Source organism: Agrobacterium sp. ST15.13.013 (assembly GCF_027956525.1).
In the GTDB taxonomy this organism is placed as follows: domain Bacteria; phylum Pseudomonadota; class Alphaproteobacteria; order Rhizobiales; family Rhizobiaceae; genus Agrobacterium; species Agrobacterium salinitolerans.
Genome location: NZ_JAQKGP010000013.1, coordinates 144,760 through 161,855, shown reverse-complemented (window position 1 = coordinate 161,855; position 17,096 = coordinate 144,760). Strand labels below are relative to the sequence as shown.

20 protein-coding genes are annotated in these 17,096 nt (G+C 61.7%); 12 read left to right on the top strand and 8 right to left on the bottom strand.

Annotated features, from left to right (window positions below; translation table 11 throughout):
- Positions 1-64: 64 nt before the first annotated feature.
- The 5 genes from PL597_RS15165 to ubiT form a co-directional block, all read right to left on the bottom strand.
- Positions 65-1,048, bottom strand: coding sequence for an ABC transporter substrate-binding protein (locus PL597_RS15165; RefSeq protein WP_137411906.1), 984 nt, complete (start codon positions 1,046-1,048; stop codon positions 65-67).
- Between the two features lie 147 nt (positions 1,049-1,195).
- Complete coding sequence (locus PL597_RS15160) at positions 1,196-1,579, bottom strand: hypothetical protein (protein WP_137411905.1); 384 nt, start codon at positions 1,577-1,579, stop codon at positions 1,196-1,198.
- Entirely contained in the window at positions 1,576-2,514 is a 939-nt protein-coding gene (ubiV, locus tag PL597_RS15155) for a ubiquinone anaerobic biosynthesis protein UbiV (protein ID WP_137411904.1), read from the bottom strand. The genes PL597_RS15160 and ubiV overlap by 4 nt, the downstream gene beginning before the upstream one ends.
- A gap of 5 nt (positions 2,515-2,519) precedes the next feature.
- The gene (ubiU, locus tag PL597_RS15150; protein ID WP_271365573.1) at positions 2,520-3,497 is read right to left on the bottom strand and encodes a ubiquinone anaerobic biosynthesis protein UbiU; all 978 of its coding nucleotides are present in this window, start codon (positions 3,495-3,497) and stop codon (positions 2,520-2,522) included.
- Positions 3,488-4,003, bottom strand: coding sequence for a ubiquinone anaerobic biosynthesis accessory factor UbiT (gene ubiT / locus PL597_RS15145; RefSeq protein WP_137411902.1), 516 nt, complete (start codon positions 4,001-4,003; stop codon positions 3,488-3,490). Before ubiT ends, ubiU begins: the two co-directional genes overlap by 10 nt.
- Positions 4,004-4,152: 149 nt before the next feature.
- On the opposite strand from ubiT, the gene PL597_RS15140 reads away from it, so the two are divergent.
- The 3 genes from PL597_RS15140 to PL597_RS15130 are packed head-to-tail and all read left to right on the top strand — an operon-like array spanning position 4,153 to position 6,661.
- Positions 4,153-4,503 carry a DUF488 domain-containing protein gene (locus PL597_RS15140; protein ID WP_137411901.1) on the top strand — a complete coding sequence of 117 codons (351 nt, stop codon included), beginning with the start codon at positions 4,153-4,155 and terminating at the stop codon, positions 4,501-4,503.
- Between the two features lie 56 nt (positions 4,504-4,559).
- On the top strand, positions 4,560-6,074 hold the full coding sequence (locus PL597_RS15135; protein ID WP_170985648.1) for a UbiD family decarboxylase: 1,515 nt from the start codon (positions 4,560-4,562) through the stop codon (positions 6,072-6,074).
- Positions 6,071-6,661, top strand: coding sequence for a UbiX family flavin prenyltransferase (locus tag PL597_RS15130; protein ID WP_137411900.1), 591 nt, complete (start codon positions 6,071-6,073; stop codon positions 6,659-6,661). Before PL597_RS15135 ends, PL597_RS15130 begins: the two co-directional genes overlap by 4 nt.
- A gap of 4 nt (positions 6,662-6,665) precedes the next feature.
- Here PL597_RS15130 and PL597_RS15125 read toward each other — a convergent pair whose 3' ends face one another.
- Both PL597_RS15125 and PL597_RS15120 read right to left on the bottom strand, forming a co-directional pair.
- The gene (locus tag PL597_RS15125) at positions 6,666-7,343 is read right to left on the bottom strand and encodes an NnrU family protein (protein ID WP_137411899.1); all 678 of its coding nucleotides are present in this window, start codon (positions 7,341-7,343) and stop codon (positions 6,666-6,668) included.
- A 12-nt stretch (positions 7,344-7,355) separates the two neighbouring features.
- Positions 7,356-7,511, bottom strand: coding sequence for a hypothetical protein (locus PL597_RS15120; protein WP_003520964.1), 156 nt, complete (start codon positions 7,509-7,511; stop codon positions 7,356-7,358).
- 137 nt (positions 7,512-7,648) lie between these two features.
- On the opposite strand from PL597_RS15120, the gene PL597_RS15115 reads away from it, so the two are divergent.
- The 8 genes from PL597_RS15115 (at position 7,649) to PL597_RS15080 (ending at position 14,376) form a co-directional block, all read left to right on the top strand.
- The gene (locus PL597_RS15115; protein ID WP_137411898.1) at positions 7,649-8,182 is read left to right on the top strand and encodes a cytochrome c oxidase subunit 3; all 534 of its coding nucleotides are present in this window, start codon (positions 7,649-7,651) and stop codon (positions 8,180-8,182) included.
- A 4-nt stretch (positions 8,183-8,186) separates the two neighbouring features.
- On the top strand, positions 8,187-8,477 hold the full coding sequence (locus PL597_RS15110; RefSeq protein ID WP_137411897.1) for a hypothetical protein: 291 nt from the start codon (positions 8,187-8,189) through the stop codon (positions 8,475-8,477).
- A gap of 166 nt (positions 8,478-8,643) precedes the next feature.
- Positions 8,644-9,096: a c-type cytochrome gene (locus tag PL597_RS15105; protein ID WP_137411896.1), complete on the top strand. Its 453-nt coding sequence runs from the start codon at positions 8,644-8,646 to the stop codon at positions 9,094-9,096.
- Between the two features lie 24 nt (positions 9,097-9,120).
- Positions 9,121-10,467 (top strand): nitric-oxide reductase large subunit, encoded by a 1,347-nt coding sequence (locus PL597_RS15100; protein WP_137411895.1) that lies wholly within the window; start codon positions 9,121-9,123, stop codon positions 10,465-10,467.
- Between the two features lie 64 nt (positions 10,468-10,531).
- Positions 10,532-11,344: a CbbQ/NirQ/NorQ/GpvN family protein gene (locus PL597_RS15095; protein WP_078053324.1), complete on the top strand. Its 813-nt coding sequence runs from the start codon at positions 10,532-10,534 to the stop codon at positions 11,342-11,344.
- Between the two features lie 72 nt (positions 11,345-11,416).
- Positions 11,417-13,315 (top strand): nitric oxide reductase activation protein NorD, encoded by a 1,899-nt coding sequence (locus PL597_RS15090; protein ID WP_137411894.1) that lies wholly within the window; start codon positions 11,417-11,419, stop codon positions 13,313-13,315.
- A gap of 143 nt (positions 13,316-13,458) precedes the next feature.
- Positions 13,459-13,764, top strand: a complete 306-nt coding sequence (locus PL597_RS15085) for a DUF2249 domain-containing protein (RefSeq protein ID WP_035257647.1) — start codon at positions 13,459-13,461, stop codon at positions 13,762-13,764.
- A gap of 78 nt (positions 13,765-13,842) precedes the next feature.
- Complete coding sequence (locus PL597_RS15080; RefSeq protein ID WP_271365569.1) at positions 13,843-14,376, top strand: DUF2249 domain-containing protein; 534 nt, start codon at positions 13,843-13,845, stop codon at positions 14,374-14,376.
- Between the two features lie 84 nt (positions 14,377-14,460).
- On the opposite strand, the gene PL597_RS15075 is transcribed toward PL597_RS15080, so the two are convergent.
- The gene (locus PL597_RS15075) at positions 14,461-15,693 is read right to left on the bottom strand and encodes an NnrS family protein (RefSeq protein WP_149148312.1); all 1,233 of its coding nucleotides are present in this window, start codon (positions 15,691-15,693) and stop codon (positions 14,461-14,463) included.
- Positions 15,694-15,929: 236 nt separating this feature from the next.
- Between PL597_RS15075 and nirK the strand changes: the two genes are divergently transcribed.
- Positions 15,930-17,072: a copper-containing nitrite reductase gene (gene nirK, locus PL597_RS15070; protein ID WP_137411890.1), complete on the top strand. Its 1,143-nt coding sequence runs from the start codon at positions 15,930-15,932 to the stop codon at positions 17,070-17,072.
- Positions 17,073-17,096 lie beyond the last annotated feature (24 nt).

Genomic DNA, 17,096 nt, shown 5'->3' with positions numbered 1-17,096 from the left:
GCCCAGCCCGCCCACAGATAGCGGCCCATCCAGCCAAGACTTTCGAGAATGCGGTTCATGCCTGCTACACCAGATAAAACCCGTCATTCGGCCGCCGGCCGCCGATGATTGCCGGGTCGGCCCTGGCAAGCTCATCGTAAAACGCCTCGAGATCGGCGCGCGCAGCGCTCGCCTTAAGGGCGCATAGATGACTTGTCGGGAAGGAGGCGGCGATGATTTCCGGCGGGAAACCCAAGGCATCGGCGGCCGCAGCGGCCGCCGCCTTCGGATTGGCCATGGCGCTGGCAAGCGCCGCCTCCATGGCGTCCTGCAAAGCCGCGATGCCGGCCCTGCCGAGTTTTTGCTGGACCAGCGATGTCAAGGCGAGGCCAGCCTGCGGAATTTCAGCCTTGCCGGCCACCTTCGCCCATTCCCGCTGAATATCGATGGTGCGATGGACAGTCATGAAAAAAGACTTCGCCTTGATGAGCACGGCGGTCGCGGCCGGCTCGCTCAGCAGGGCGGCATCCACCCTTCCCGTCAGCAGCAATTGCACGGCTTCCGGCGGCGAGGCGGCATATTCCAGCCTGATGTCACCGGGCTTCAGGCCGTTTTCGGCAACAAGGCGGCGCAGCACGAAATCGGGCATGTCGTTCTTGAACGGCAAAGCGAGGGTCTTGCCGGAAAGGCTTTGCAGGGAGTTCAGCGTCACGTCTTTCGAAACGATATAGAGCAGGCCCGTGGTCAGCACGTTCAACAGCCCTAGGCCGAGACCGCGATTATGGAGATTGGCGATGCCATAGCTCGGCATCACCACCGCTCCCATGGAGCCGGAGGCGACGGCGGCGCGCATTTCATCCGGCGTTTTCCAGGCTTTGAAGACTGCTCCGGGTGCGGCATCCTTCAGGAACCCGCCCTTTACCGCATGGGCCAGCACGGCGGAGGGCGCGGCCGGAGGGCCATAAAAGGTGAGCGGCGCTTCCGCCTTCGCAACATGCGGTGCGGCAAGTGTCGCGACCGCGAGCCCGGAAAAGGCGGAAAGAGCCTGACGGCGGGTGAGATGGGCCATGGTCCTGATCCTTTCGCGCCGGAAGCGCCCTGATGCGCGTGACGCCCGCTCAGACCGTTTTCCGGTCCCGGCGCGTCACCACCCCGGAAATGACATTTTGCAAGCGCCCGCTCTTTGCGCAGGATCAAACAGAGCCGAAAACAGGGATTATTCACCCTTCTTGAGTGAGAGCGCGTCACGCAGGAGCCGCGAGCCCTCCTGAGCGGCGGCGGCGATATCGAGAAACATGAGGCTTGCGGTTTCAACCACACCTTCATCCACCGTGTCGTCTTCGGCGAAATCGCAGAGCATCTCGGTCAGGAGCGCGATCTTGCGCCGCTCCTCGCGGGCGGCGGCCAGAAGCTTGACGATATTGCGCTGGCGCTCGAAATCCTCGAGTTCGCGCAGCGCCTCGTGCACCCTGTCGCGGCAGCTGCAATCAAGCGCGCTCTGCAAGACAATGTCGCGCACCAGATGGATTGCCGCCGCGATATCCGCTCCGCCCGGTGCCGCTGCGGACAGCGTTTGCTCACTTTGCCCGTTCGTCGTCATGCATTCACCCCATGCGCCGTGTTGCGGGCACGGGCGATCCAGGCCGCACCTTCCTGCCCGTGGTGAAAACCGTTGGAAAAGGGCACGTCCGGATAGATTTGCCCGAGACGTGCAAGACCGTCCTCCGCCTCCCGCCTGCCGGCCAGAACATCGTCATGGATTTGCGCCACCGCGACCATGTCGCAGTCCTGCGGCGACAGCCGGAAGCGGGTGATGCCGGCAGAGGCCAGATCCCGCAATTCGCCAAGCAGCGACTGGCAGGTATGCGACACCGTCTGCACGCCATTCAGCGCCAGAAACGACTGCCGGTCGAGCGTGCGTACCGGTAATCCATCCGGATCGTCCCCGCAGAGGAACTGGCAATTATCCTTGATATTGCCCTTGGCGCGGGCATGGGCGCAGCGCGCCGAAATGGCGAGGGGCAGGCGGCCGAAGGCGAAGATTTCGAAGTCCACATCGGGCGTCTGCGCCACGATGCGCTCCACCGAAGTCATCGGCAGTTCCGGCGGCAGGCATATGGCGCTCGCGCCGCGAGACGACAGCAACCGCGCGGTCGCGGCATTATAGACATTCACCATTGGCCCGACGACATGCGGGGTGCCGTGCAGCATGCCGAGCGCGGAAAGATCGTTCGCCTCGACCGGATAGGGACTGTCGGCGATCAGGCCGCGCAGGTGGCGGCTTTCCCGCTCCAGTGTCACCAGCGAAAGCGTCGAGAGGATCACCTGTTTTCCGGCACTCTCCAGCCGCTCGATGACCTCTGCCAGATGCGGCTCGGTGAAATGAAACCGTTTGGAGCAGACGGTTTCACCGAGATAAACATGGCTGACGGGCGCTTCATCGGCGATGCGGAAATAGAAATCACGCCATTTCTCGCCCTGCCAAAGATAGAGGACCGGGCCGAGCGCCAATGTGGTTTTTGTGGGTTTTGCCATCGCCGTCATCTCCAGCGTTTCTCATAAGCGCCGACGGTGGTGCGCTGGCCTTCGCTCAAGAGCCGTAGGCGGGAAAGCAACCTGCCGCGCTCCTCAGCACCGGCAGAAAGTGCCCGGTGCAGGGTGGAAACCACTTCCAACACATAGGCCTTGCCGCGCTGGCGGCCCTCGATCTTCAGTGCGCTGACGCCCGCCTCGCGCAAGGCATCGATCTGGTCCATCACATCAAGCGACACCGGATCCTCAAAGGCATAGGACCTGTCATCGGCGATCTCGAAACGGCCCTTGCACAGCGTAGGGTAACCCGCCGCCTCGCCGGCCGGAAAACGGTTGATGGTGTAATCGCCAAGTTCCGACACCAGCGCCTGCCCGTCCTGCCGGTAGCGGACGTGGCTTGCCGGCGAACAGACGCCGTTCATGTTGGGTGACTTGCCTGTGGCGTAAGACGAGAGCGAGCAGCGTCCCTCCGCCATGACGCAGAGACCGCCGAACACGAAGATTTCGATCTCACAGCGGATTTGCCGCGCCAGCCGGGCGATGTCGGGGATAGTCAGGGTGCGCGGCAGCACCACACGTTTCGCGCCGAAGGCATCGACGAGGAAATTCACCGCATCTGCATTGGAGGCGGAGGCCTGCACGGAGACGTGGATACGCTGCTGCGGATGATGTTCCGCCACATGCGCCATCAGACCGAAATCGGCAAGGATAAGCGCATCCGCCCCCGCCTTAACCGCATCGGCCGCGCCGCGATACCAGATATCCTCATTGCCAGCACGCATGAAGGTGTTGAGCGCCACGAAGGTCTGGACACGGCGCTTTTTCGCGTAAACGATGGCCTCGGCAAGTTCCTCGCGGGAAAAATTAAGGCCGGGGAAATTGCGGGCATTGGTTTCATCGCGAAACCCGCAATAGACCGCATCCGCCCCGGCATCCACGGCCTCGCGGAAGGCGGCGGGCGTTCCTGCAGGACAGATCAGTTCCATGCCTCACCTCCCCGTGTTTCGGATAGAACATGGCCGCGCAGGCGGTTCGCAAGGCCCGTTACCATTGGCGCGAAAGGCCCAGCAAATGCGCCGAGATCGCGCGGCAGATCGATGCCGCTGTCATCGAGCGCATTGCGCAGCGCCAGCATCGCCTCCATATCGCCGGTGACGCTGAGATCGCGCGAGAAGAACAGCGCATCGGCATCCTGCCGCCCCTCCATCAGCGCAAGCAGCATGAAAAGCGGCCCTTCCACCGACGCGTCCGTCTTGGGCAGGCGAGCCTTGCGGCTGGCGGTGATGGCGGGACCTGCCGGCTCGACCATGAAGGCGAAGGGGAGATCGACGGGCAGAAAGGCGTAGCGCTTGCCACGATGTTCACCGAGCCGGACGAACATATCCGGATGCCGCTTCATGATCTGCGCCAGCATCGCCGCCGTCGCTCGCTGCACCACGGCAATGGGCAGGAAATTCATGGGGCGGGCGATGGCGGTGGGAAAAGGTCTCATGAAAGGTCCTGTCGGCTCAGTTGCGGGCGGCAACCTAACCGCAGCGCGCGGGTGGCGGTTTGAGCGAACGCAAAGACAGGGAAATTTTCGGGTGCGCCTTCACAAAAGCCGCTATAAATCATTCACTTGCCAAGCCAAGGAGGCCACCCGTGTCCGATTTAAGGGTCAAACGGATTTACGAACCCACCAGCGACGATGACGGCGCGCGCATTCTGGTGGACCGGCTGTGGCCGCGCGGCATGAGCAAGGAAAATGCAAAGCTCTCCCTGTGGATGAAGGACATCGCGCCCAGCAACGAATTGCGCAAGAACTTCTCCCATATGCCGTCCCGCTTTGAGGAATTCACCCGGCATTATCATGAGGAGCTGGCCGCCAATCCCGATGCCGTGGCGCACATGACGGAGCTGATGGCGAAGGGCCGGGTCACGCTGCTTTATGCCGCCCACGATATCGAACACAACCACGCCCTGGTTCTTGCCGACTATCTTCGTTCGCACTGAAGCCGCATTTGCGGCAGCGCAAGGACATGCCGCATTGCCGCCTTCAAACAGGCGGCATGAGAGACGAAGAAACAGAAACGAGACCCATCCGCACCGCCGATCTGCGCGGTTTCATCCGGCTGCTGGAAGAACATGGGCAGCTGCGACGAATTCGCCAGCCGGTATCGCTGGTGCACGAAATCACCGAAATCCACCGCCGCGTGCTTGCCGGTGGCGGGCCGGCGCTGCTGTTCGAGCAACCCGTCGACCATGAGGGCAAGGTGCGGGCGATACCGCTGCTTGCCAATCTGTTCGGCACGCGACGGCGCATCGAATGGGGGCTGGGGCTTGAGACCGGCGGCCTGCCCGCACTTGGCCAAACGCTCGCCGAATTGCGCGAGCCAAGGCCGCCGAAATCCATGGCCGAAGCGTGGGGTAAGCTGCCTTTGCTGAAAGCCGCACTTTCCATGCGGACACGCAGCGTTCCCCGTGCGCCGGTGCAGGAGAAGGTGCTGACGGGTGATGCGGTCGATCTTGCCCGCCTGCCGGTGCAATGGTGCTGGCCGGGCGAGCCGGCCCCGCTCATCACCTGGCCGCTGGTCATCACCCGTTCGCCTGACGATCCCGACGATATCAATGTCGGCATCTATCGCATGCAGGTGTTGGGACCGGACAGGGTGATCATGCGCTGGCTGGCGCATCGCGGCGGCGCGCATCACCACCGCCTGTGGCAGGCGCGCGGGCTGGATATGCCCGTTACCGTCGCCATCGGTGCCGATCCCGCCACCATTCTTTCCGCCGTGATGCCGCTTCCCGACCATATCAGCGAGCTTGGCTTCTCCGGCCTGCTGCGCGGCTCGAAAAGCCGCATTGCCAGCGCCTTGACCGTGCCGATGCCGGTGCCGGCCAATGCCGAAATCGGGCTGGAAGGCACCGTTTCGGCAACGGAAACGGCACTCGAAGGCCCCTATGGCGACCATACCGGCTACTATAATTCGGTCGAATCCTTTCCGGTCATGACACTCTCGGCAATCACCATGCGCCGCGATCCGATCTATCTTTCCACCTATACCGGCCGGCCGCCGGATGAGCCTTCTGTTCTCGGCGAAGCCATGCTCGAGATTTTCCTGCCGCTCGTGAAAAAGCAGTTTACGGAAATCGTCGATCTGTGGATGCCGCCGGAGGCCTGTTCCTACCGCATCATGGTCGCCTCCATCGACAAGCGTTATCCCGGTCAGGCAAAGCGGGTGATGATGGGGCTCTGGTCGATGCTGCCGCAGTTCAGCTATGTGAAGCTCATCATTCTGGTCGATCCCGACATCAATGTGCGCAACTGGGCGGATGTCATCTGGGCGCTTTCGACCCGCTTCGACGCCTCGCGCGATGCAACGATCATCAACGATACGCCCATCGATTATCTCGACTTCGCCTCGCCGAAAGCCGGCCTTGGTGGCAAGATGGGTCTGGACGCCACCCGCAAGCTGCCGCCGGAAACGGAGCGCGAATGGGGCCGCGTGCTCTCCATGACACCTGACGTGATAGCGAAAGTCGACCTGATGTGGCGCGATCTCGGCCTAGGAGAACGGCCTTGACCCCGTGCCGCGTCGTGGTCGGCGTTACCGGCGCCTCGGGTGCCGGCATCGCGTTGCGTATTATCGAGCGCCTTGCCGGGATGAAAAGCGTCGAAATCCATCTCGTCCTGTCGCAATCCGCCAGACGCACCGTGCTGCATGAGGAAGGTGCTGAAGCCATGGGGCGCATGTTGTCGCTCGCCAGCGTCAATCATGCTGTCGATGATATCGGCGCAGCGATTGCCAGCGGCTCCTTCCCGACAACAGGCATGATCGTCGCCCCCTGCTCCATGCGCACACTTGCGGCCATTGCAACCGGGCTTTCGGACAATCTCCTTACCCGCGCCGCCGATGTGCATTTGAAAGAACGTCGGAAACTTGTGCTAATGACGCGCGAGACGCCGCTGCATCTCATCCATCTGCGCAATATGTGCGCGGTGACGGAGGCAGGTGCGATAGTCATGCCGCCGGTGCCGGCCTTTTATAACAAGCCGCAAAGCGTCGACGATATTGTCGACCAGCTCGCCGCCCGCGCCATCGACCAGCTAGGCATCGCTTCCGCGCCGCAGGCGCCGATATGGCAGCCGCATATGGTGAATACGTCGTGAGCCATCAAAGATAGGCCATCGGGTCAGCGCCAAAGAGCGCGGCATGGCCGCCGGCCAGCAGCCACCACACCGTCAACCCTGTCAGCGCTGCGGCTAACAGCATCGGCCCGTCCACGGCGAGGCGCGTTTTGCCGGAAAGCATTGCTGCGAAAGGGATCATTGCATTTTTAGCAGCCGCCGCGCTCCATGTATTACCCAGTCTTTTCCGCGCGCGTTTTTCGGTCATCGCCATCCCGCCAAGCGAAAACAGCGCAAAGCCGCCGAACAGGATGACGGAACGCAGGTCGCCATTCGGCACGACATGCCCCAACGACCAGAACAGAAGGCCGACGAGTACCGGGTGCCGCGTGATGCGCACGATTGCCCCCGGTATATCTCCCTGCCGCACGGAAATGGAAAGCGGATTGACGCTGAGGAGGCCGGCCAGCACGAAAAACAGGCCAATCGGCGCTGCCAGAAAGGTGACATGCGCCTGCCAGGGCGCGACGTCCCAGAGCGGAATATACTCGACCGACAGCGCGGCATAAAATACCCAGCCCAGCGTCAGAAGCGAGACGACGGAATAACTCCCGAAATAGGCGGGCCTGCCGATGGCCGCGATCAGCCGGCCGCGCACGGCAGGGACGGAGGGAATGGAATGCAGCGCCACGAAAAGCGAAAGAGCGGCGACAAGTTCAAGCATGCGACTGCCTTCTCACTGGTTCAGGAACAGCACCGAAGCAATGGCCACGGAGGCAAGCACGGCGGAAACCGCACCCATGCGCTGCAACACACCCATACGGTACAACAGCACCGCAAAGCCAATGATAATAGGGGTTGCGACAATCAGCCCGACCTGCGCGTCGTTCATGGGAAGCTCCATTTTCCAGAGTTGCGCTTTGTCATGACAATAGGACTTTGCACGCTCCCTTCTTTGACCGACCGCAAAGAAGCGGGGTTTGAGGGCGCCTAAGCGTGGCTTGCTGTTTTACAATTACGGACAAGGCAATGGCGATCAATACGGAAGAGGAAAGCAGAAACCTGCTTTTGTGGATTCTGGTCTGGAGCGAACTTGCCGCTTTCGGCGCGCTGACCGGCGCCTTCATCATTGCCTTCACCCTCAATCCCGAGGCCTTCGCCGCCGCGCGCCTACATCTGCAGCCACAACTTGCCGGCCTCAACACACTAATTTTACTGGCAAGCGGCTGGCAGGCGGCCGTCGCGGCAAGCCGCTACACCGCGCTGGCGGGCAAAAGACGGGCACTTGTGCTTGCCGGCCTGCTGGGCTTCGCTTTCGTCGGTGTAAAACTCTATGAATATTCCACCGAAATCGCCTTCGCCTCCGATCCCGCCTATGGCGCTTTCTTCGAGCTCTATTTTCTGCTCACCGGCTTCCACCTGCTGCATGTCGTCTTCGTGGCCGTGCTGCTGTTTCTCGTCGCAGTCTTCCCCAAAAACGAGAACGTCACGCTGGTGACGACGCTGTGGCATGTGATCGATCTCGTCTGGATCGTCATTTTTCCCGTTATTTATCTGGTTTGACATCATGATCCACCGCACCTCCCGCCAGCTTGCAAGAAGCTTCGCCATGCTCGCCATTCTTGTTCTTGCCGGTACGGCCGTCGTGACATCGTGGAAAGCGGCGCTTCTGCCGCCGGTCGCCGCCGCCTGCCTGATGCTGCTTTTCGCGCTCCTGAAATCCAGACGCGTCATCGACGATTTTCTGGGCTTTCGCGAAGAGCGTGGCCTGCTGCGCACAGCACTTCTGGCATGGCCGGCCATCTTTGCCGCCGCAGCCCTGTTGCGGGCGTTCCTGCAGGGCATTTTGTCGCTCTGAAAAGGCGGACCACACCACCTCTCCACTTGTTTGCCAAATGGCAAAGAACGCCGGCGGCCAGCGGCTAGAAAGGGGCGAGACCCGAAGCCTGCCGGCAAATTCCGGCAAGAGGGTTCGATCAAGCCAGTCCGCATAAGCGGTCTTCCGGATGGAAAGGACCATTGGCATGGCAGAACGCCTGACCAAAACAGGAGCGCGAAACGTCTTTTACGGCGGCTCCATCTTCTTCTTCGCCATATTCGTCGGGCTGACGGCCCATAGCCATTATTACATGCGCACCACCTCGACGGATGAAAGCACGCTGACGGAAAGCGTCGCGCGCGGCAAGCATGTGTGGGAGGAAAATTCCTGCATCAACTGTCACACGCTGCTCGGCGAAGGCGCCTATTTCGCGCCCGAACTCGGCAATGTCTGGAAACGCTATGGCGGCGTGGAAGATAAGGAAGCGGCGCGCGATTCCATCAAAGCGTGGATGGCCGCCCAGCCCACCGGCATCGAAGGCCGCCGCCAGATGCCGCAGTTCAATCTCACCGAACAGGAACTCGATGATCTCGTCGATTTCCTCGAATGGACGAGCCGGATCAAGACGCAGAACTGGCCGCCGAACGATGCGGGTTGAGGCTGACGGCAAGGAGATGACGAGATGAAATACCAGACGCAAAAAGTCGCCATGCTGTATTTTTACGGCGCAATCGGGCTGTTCGTGGCGCAGATCCTGTTCGGCGTCGTCGCCGCCACGATCTACGTTCTGCCCAATACGCTTTCCGAGCTTCTGCCCTTCAACATCGTGCGCATGATCCATACCAATGCACTGGTCGTGTGGCTGTTGATGGGCTTCATGGGCTCGACCTTCTATCTTCTGCCGGAAGAAACGGAAACGGAGCTTTACAGCCCGAAACTCGCCATCGCGCAGTTCTGGATCTTCCTGGTGGCCGCCGCCGTTGCCGTGGTCGGTTATATGTTCCGCATCCACGAAGGCCGCGAATTCCTCGAACAGCCCTTTGCGATCAAGGTCGGCATCGTGCTTGTCGTTTTGATGTTCCTGTTCAACATCACCATGACGGCGCTGAAGGGCCGCAAGACCACCGTCATCAATATCCTGCTCTTCGGTCTCTGGGGTCTGGCGATCTTCTTCCTCTTCGCCTTCTACAACCCCATGAACCTGGCGCTCGACAAGATGTACTGGTGGTACGTCATCCATCTGTGGGTGGAAGGCGTGTGGGAACTGATCATGGCCTCGATCCTCGCCTTCCTGATGATCAAGCTCAATGGCATCGACCGCGAAGTGGTGGAAAAATGGCTCTATGTCATCGTCGGCCTTGCCCTCTTCTCGGGCATTCTCGGCACCGGCCACCATTATTACTGGATCGGCGCGCCGGGTTACTGGCAGTGGATCGGTTCGCTGTTCTCGACGCTGGAAGTGGCCCCCTTCTTCACCATGGTCATCTTCACCTTCGTCATGACCTGGAAGGCCGGCCGCAAGCATGAGAACCGCGCAGCGCTTCTGTGGTCGATCGGCTGCTCGGTCATGGCCTTCTTCGGCGCCGGCGTCTGGGGTTTCCTGCACACGCTGTCTTCGGTGAACTATTACAGCCACGGCACGCAGCTCACCGCCGCCCACGGCCACCTCGCCTTCTTCGGCGCCTATGTGATGCTGAACCTTGCCATGATGGCCTATGCCATACCGGAAATGAAGAAACGCGCGCCGTATAATCAGTGGCTTTCGATGACGAGCTTCTGGGTGATGTGCACGGCCATGTCGGTCATGACCTTCGCGCTGACCTTTGCCGGCGTGGTGCAGATCCAGCTTCAGCGTGTCATGGGCGAAAGCTTCATGGATGTGCAGGACCAGCTGGCGATCTTCTACTGGATCCGCCTCGGCTCCGGTTTCGCAGTTCTCATTTCGGCAATCATGTTCATCTGGGCAGTTCTGGTGCCGGGCAAGCAGAAACAGGGCGACGTCGCCCGCCTCGTGCAGCCCGCCGAATGAGAAACGGACCGGCTCTCCTTTTCCCCCGGAGAGCCGGTGCTTACCATCAACCATGGAGATGACCATGAATACGATTTTCCGCCCCGCGCCGCAGCCTTTGCCGGACGCGCCGTTCTACACCCCGCTTGGCAATGAATGCACGCTGTTCGAAAGCGCCTGGGTGCGGCAATTGCCGCTGCTGCTGAAAGGTCCGACAGGTTGCGGCAAGACCCGTTTCGTCAGCCATATGGCAGCGAAACTCGGCCTGCCGCTTTCCACCGTTTCATGCCACGACGATCTAGCTGCCGCCGATCTGACCGGCCGTTACCTGCTGAAAGGCGGCGAAACCGTGTGGATGGACGGCCCGCTGACGCGATCCGTGCGCCAGGGCGGCATATGTTACCTCGACGAGATCGTCGAGGCGCGCAAGGATGTGGCTGTCGTGCTGCATCCGCTCACCGACGACCGCCGTATCCTGCCGCTGGAGCGCACCGGCGAGGTTCTGGAAGCGCCCTCCGGCTTCATGCTCGTCGTGTCCTATAATCCCGGCTATCAGAACCTTTTAAAGAGCCTGAAACCCAGCACCCGCCAGCGCTTCGTCGCCATTGAATTCGATTTTCTGCCGAAGGAGCAGGAGATTGCCGTCGTTTCGCATGAAAGCGGGCTGGATGCCCGCGATGTCGAGCCGCTCGTCGATCTCGCCCACCGGCTGCGCGGCCTGAAAGGCCACGATCTGGAAGAGGGCGTCTCCACCCGCCTGCTCGTTTATTGCGCCAGCCTCATCGATACCGGCCTTCCCGCCCGTCAGGCCGTGCGCGCGGCGATGATCGAACCGCTGACCGACGAGCCGGATGTGAAGGCCGCGCTGCATGAAGTCGCGGATGCGGTCATCCGATAAGGCACATTTATATCCATATCTGAATGCGCGGTATTACCCGCGCATTCCGGCTCGATGCCATGAGGATAAACCATGCTGGACTTTCTGGAACTGGAAGAAACCGTCGGCCGCGCCTGGCACAGGCTGATTGGCGAAACCGGCACATGGCTGCGCTTCCCGGATCATGCCGTGAAGCTGGAGGATATGCAGGCCGTGCTGGCCATATGTTTCCGCGGTTTTGGCGGTGAACATGCGGTGCAGATCGCCCCGGCCCGCGCCCGCACCTCCACACACCGGCTGAGGCTTCGCCAGCGCATGGGTCTCGGCGAAGAAAAGCTTGCCCAGCCCGGACGCGATCATGCCACGCTGATGCTGCCCCCGGTGCTCGATCTGTTTCCCGACCGGCGCCTCAACCGCGATCTTTATCTCTGGCTCGCCGCCACCATGGCGATGATGCCGCTTGAACCAGTCATGGCTGCCGATCCGCTGCGCAACGATCTCGCCCGGCTCGACCGCGCCGCAGAACTGGCAAAAGCCGTCATCCATGCCTTCCCCGGAATGAAGGCCCGTTATCGCCGGCTTTGCGCCGCCATGCTCGCGGTGCGGCAGAAGCGGCCGCTGCCGCAGGCGGAACAGCAGGTGGAACAACGGGTGCTTTCCATGCTCGCCGATGCGGCAGGGATCGAGGGCCATGCGCCACCCGCCGGCTTTCCGGCCAAGGCGCCGCCGCGCTACCTGCCGATGCTGCCGGTGCCGCTATGGCCGGACACGCTGCTGCGCGAAACTTCCGAGGCGCGGCAGGGCGAAGACCAGCCGGCGGCGAGCGCAGCACCACAGGGGGCGGAAGCGGCCCGTCATATCGCCGTGCGTGAAAAGGCGGAGAACCGGCAGACGGAACGCAGCCCCTTCATCCTGAACCGTTTCGAAAAAATCCTCGCCATGGCGGAGATGGTCAATGTCGATCGTCCCGGCGACGACAGCGACGATGCCGACGGCAGCGCAGCCGACGAGCTGGATGACATGACGCTGGGTGAAAGAAAGGGACGGCCCTCCGCCCGCTTCCGCTTCGATCTGGACCTGCCGCCCGAAGCACTGAACCATACCGCGCTAACGGCGGAACTGACCTATCCCGAATGGGATTATCGCAGCAGCAGCTATCTCGCCGATCATTGCCGGGTCATCGCCGGTCCGGCGAAAGACGCGGAGACGGCACCGGAACCCGACCCGGACACTAAAAGCCTCATCCGCCGGGTCTGGCGGCAATTCGAGGTGCTGAGACCGCGCCACGAGATGCTGCGCGCCCAGCTTGACGGCAACGATCTCGATCTTGACGCCGTGGTGCGCGCCAGAAGTGATATCGCCGCCGGCGGACAGGGCAGCGACCGCATCCATATGGCCAGCCGCCCGCAGGCGCATGATCTCGCCGTAACGATCCTCGTCGATGTGTCCTTGTCGACCGATGCCTGGTTCGACAATCGCCGGGTTCTCGATGTGGAGAAGGAAGCGCTGCTGGTGCTTGCGCACGGGCTTTCCGCCTGTGGTGACAGTCACTCCATCCTGACCTTCACCTCCCGCCGCCGTTCCTGGGTGCAGGTGGAAACGGTGAAGGATTTCGAGGAGCCAATGGGCCACGCTGTCGAACGTCGCATTGCGGCGCTGAAACCCGGTTTTTATACCCGCATCGGCCCCGCCATCCGCCATGCCAGCGCCAAGCTGCATGACAGGCCGGAGCGCCGCAAGCTGCTTCTGATGCTGACGGACGGGAAACCGAACGATGTCGACCACTATGAGGGCCGCTTCGCCATCGAGGACAGCCGCCGCGCGGTCTCCGAGGCGCGGCGCTCGGGCGTCAGCGTCTTCGGCGTAACGGTCGACAGCAAGGCGCAATCCTATATTCCGGCCATGTTCGGCCAGAACGGTTATGCCATCATCAACAGGATCGCCAAGCTGCCATCGGCGCTGCCGGCAATCTATCGCAGCCTTGCCGGCTGATTGTCGCGCAGACGGACCTGACGAATCTCAGGTTTGTTTGCGCGGCGACAATGTCTCCCAACGGCACGGCGGATAGGTTTTTCCAGTCCGCCGGCCGGCCGCACCGCCGGGCATCATTCCATCCGCGGCCGTGGAACCAGCCTATGTCCGAAGCCCAAACCGCAACCAATATCGATGTGCGCATCATTCCGCATCGCGAACGTCATCCGCGCATTTTCGGTGCGCTCGGCGCGTTGACCGAGGGTCAATCGCTGCAGATCACCAGCGATCACGATCCCCGTCCGCTGCTTTACCAGCTCGCCACAAATTTCCCCGGCCAGTTCGGCTGGGAATATCTCGAACAGGGTCCGGAAGTCTGGCGCCTCGATATCGGCCGGCTTGAAGAACAGGCCGAAGGTTCCGAGGATGATATGTCCGGCTGCGAATGCTGCTGCGGATCCGAACATTGACCCCTGCCCCGGCGATGTGGTGAAAAGACCTCTGGCGGACGGCCCTTGCCGCCGCCAGCCGACAGATGAGGTGATGCAATGACGGAAAGAATCAGGGAACTCGATGTCCGGCCGCTTTTGCTGAGCGGCGGCGAGCCCTTTCCGGCAATCATGGAAGCCCTGGCCGGACTTGCGCCGGGTGAGGCGCTGCGATTATACGCCACCTTCCGGCCCGTTCCGCTGTTCAAGGTGATGGCAGAGCGCGGTTTCGACCATCAGGTGAGGGAAATCGGCGGCGGTGACTGGGAAGTGCTGTTTACGCCGCAATCCACTGAAGCGGAGCAGATTTCTGTTTCACCGGCGACTGCGGGCAATGCCGAGGAGCCGCAGATATGGCCAGACCCGGTCATCTATCTCGATCTCAGCGACGAAACGGCCGAAGGTCAGGCAAACCGCACGCTTGCCGCACTTGACCGTCTTCCACCTGGCGCCGTGATCTTCGTGCTGATACCGCAGGAGCCGACTTTCCTTTACCCGGACCTTCTGGCCCGGGGCCATCAATGGGCCGGCAATTTCGACGAGGCGCGCACGGCTTTTCGCATCTTCATCCGCGCTGGCGCCGGCGCGCATTAAGCCGGATACAAAATCCCTCGATAACGAAACGCCCCGGAAATTGCTTCCGGGGCGGTTCGTTTTGGCGGTTTAGCAACGACTCGACTACGCTTTCAGCGGTTTGCGCTCACGCGTCAGGATCGGCCCATATTCAACGCAGAAGAGACCGAAACCCACGATCCAGAAGAGCGCCGAGCAAGCATAGAGATGCATCATCGCGCCGGGGAAGAACTCGGCTGCCGGTCTCAGCAGTGCGCAGGCGATCAGCGCCACGTAAGCGGCGATGGTGACCCTGCTGGCCGCGAGCTTGCGCCCGGTATGGCCAAGGCTCGCTCTCGTCATGACAGCAAGCATCATGCAGCCGATAACGCCTACGGTGAGTATGTGCAGGACCGAGCGCGTATCCATCACGTCAAGCGCCGCCAGCGCTATGGTGATGAAACCGGCGGGAATGAAGGCATAGGCGACATGCAGCACCACCAGCACCTGCTCCGGCCAGGTCGTCCAGCCGCGCCAGCGGATAAGACGCGCGGCGTGCATGAAAGCCGCCAGAAGCGCCGTTGGCACGGCCACGATGCTCTCGGGCTCTATTGTCCAGACGGCCAGCGCCGCGATTCCGGTGAGGATGGCTGCGGTGTCGAAACCGTTATAGGGCACGGGGAAATCCGTGCGGCCGAAACGGTTCAGCCAGTTGCGGGTAAAACTCGGCACGATGCGGCCGCCGACGATGATGACGAGCACGGTATAGGCAGAGACCGCAAGGCGGGTCGCGATCTGGCTCAGGTCGCCTTCGATCGCCGCCACATGGAACACGATGTTGGCGACGGAAAGCGCCAGCAGCCCGCCCAGCACCTTCAGATCTTTCCATTTGCGCCCGGCAATGACCTCGCGCGCGCAGATCGCCAGAAGCGCCGGCAGGAAAAGCCCGTCCACGGCTGCGGCGGTGACCACGCCCACCGTCTCCGACACAAGCAGGAAAAGCCGGCCGGCACACCAGAGCGCAAACAGCCACACCAAAGGTTTGCCCGACACCGGCAGTCGTCCCGTCCAGTTCGGCACCGCCGTCAAAAGAAAACCGGCCAGCACCGCCGAAGCGAAACCGAACAGCATCTCATGGGCATGCCAGTTCGGTGCGCCGTAATCCCCGCCAAGGTCGATGAAGCCGGAAAGGGCTGCGATCCACAACACCATCGCCACGATGGCCCAGAGGGCGCCACCGAGGAAAAACGGCCGGAAGCCGTAAGAAAAGATAACCGGGCCGGTGCGCGCCAGCCCTCTTGGAATGCCGCCCTTTGGCCGGCTGCGCCCTTGGGTGAGAACGGTTTCGCTGCCACTCATTATAATACTCCTTGCTTGGTCTTGACATATGTCTAGACCCAAGCCCGTCCGGCTTCTTTGCGAACAGGCAAAGAGGCGGCGCGACGCTTCCACGCCGGCCTTCAGCCGCCTGCCAAAATGTCGCAGGGCGCCGAAAGCGAAGTTTGCTCCATCTCAAATTGTATTTCCGCCCCTCCGCTACAAATGCTGTGACAGAGCGAAACATGCTCTGCCCCAAGAGGGATAGGAGAAGAATGATGACGGAAACCTTCCACATCACACGGCGTAATATTCTCGCAGGCGCAGCATTTGCAGGGGCTATAGCTCCCGTCATCATGCCCTCGGCAGCGAGCGCGGCAGAGGAAAAGAAGGCCACAGCCAAGCCATTGACGAGCGCGGAGATTGCAGCGCTGCCTCGCGTAAAAGTTGATCTCGTCAAACCGCCCTTCGTGCACGCCCACACGCAGAAAGCCGAAGATGGACCGAAGATCGTCGAGTTCACGCTCACGATCAAAGAGCAGAAGATGATCCTCGACGACAAGGGCACCGAGGTCCACGCCATGACCTTCAACGGTTCGGTTCCCGGGCCTCTGATGGTGGTGCATCAGGACGACTATGTCGAACTGACCCTCATCAACCCTGATACCAATGAGCTGCAGCACAATATCGACTTCCACTCGGCCACCGGCGCGCTCGGCGGCGGCGGGCTCACCATCGTCAACCCCGGTGAAAAGGCGATCCTGCGCTTCAAGGCCACCAAGGCTGGCGTCTTTGTCTATCACTGCGCACCTCCCGGCATGGTGCCCTGGCACGTCACCTCGGGCATGAATGGCGCGATCATGGTATTGCCGCGAGAGGGCCTGACGGACGGCCACGGCAAGAAACTTGTTTATGACAAGGTCTATTATGTCGGCGAGCAGGACTTCTACATCCCGCGCGACGAGAACGGCAATTTCAAGAAATATGAAAGCGCCGGCGACGCCATGGCCGACACGCTGGAGGTGATGCGCAAGCTGACGCCGAGCCACATCGTCTTCAACGGCGCAGTCGGCGCCCTGACCGGGGAACACGCCCTTCAGGCCGCCGTTGGCGAGAAGGTGCTGATCGTCCATTCGCAGGCGAACCGTGATAGCCGCCCGCACCTCATTGGTGGCCACGGCGATTATGTCTGGGCGACGGGCAAGTTCCGCAACCCACCGGATCTTGACCAGGAAACCTGGTTCATCCCCGGCGGCACAGCGGGCGCGGCCTTCTATACCTTTGAGCAGCCCGGCATCTACGCCTATGTCAACCACAACCTTATCGAAGCCTTCGAACTGGGCGCGGCCGCCCACTTCAAGGTGACGGGTGAGTGGAACAACAACCTGATGCAGGCGGTGCTTGCCCCATCGAGCATCTGACGCAAACCGGAGCGCGCCGCCAGC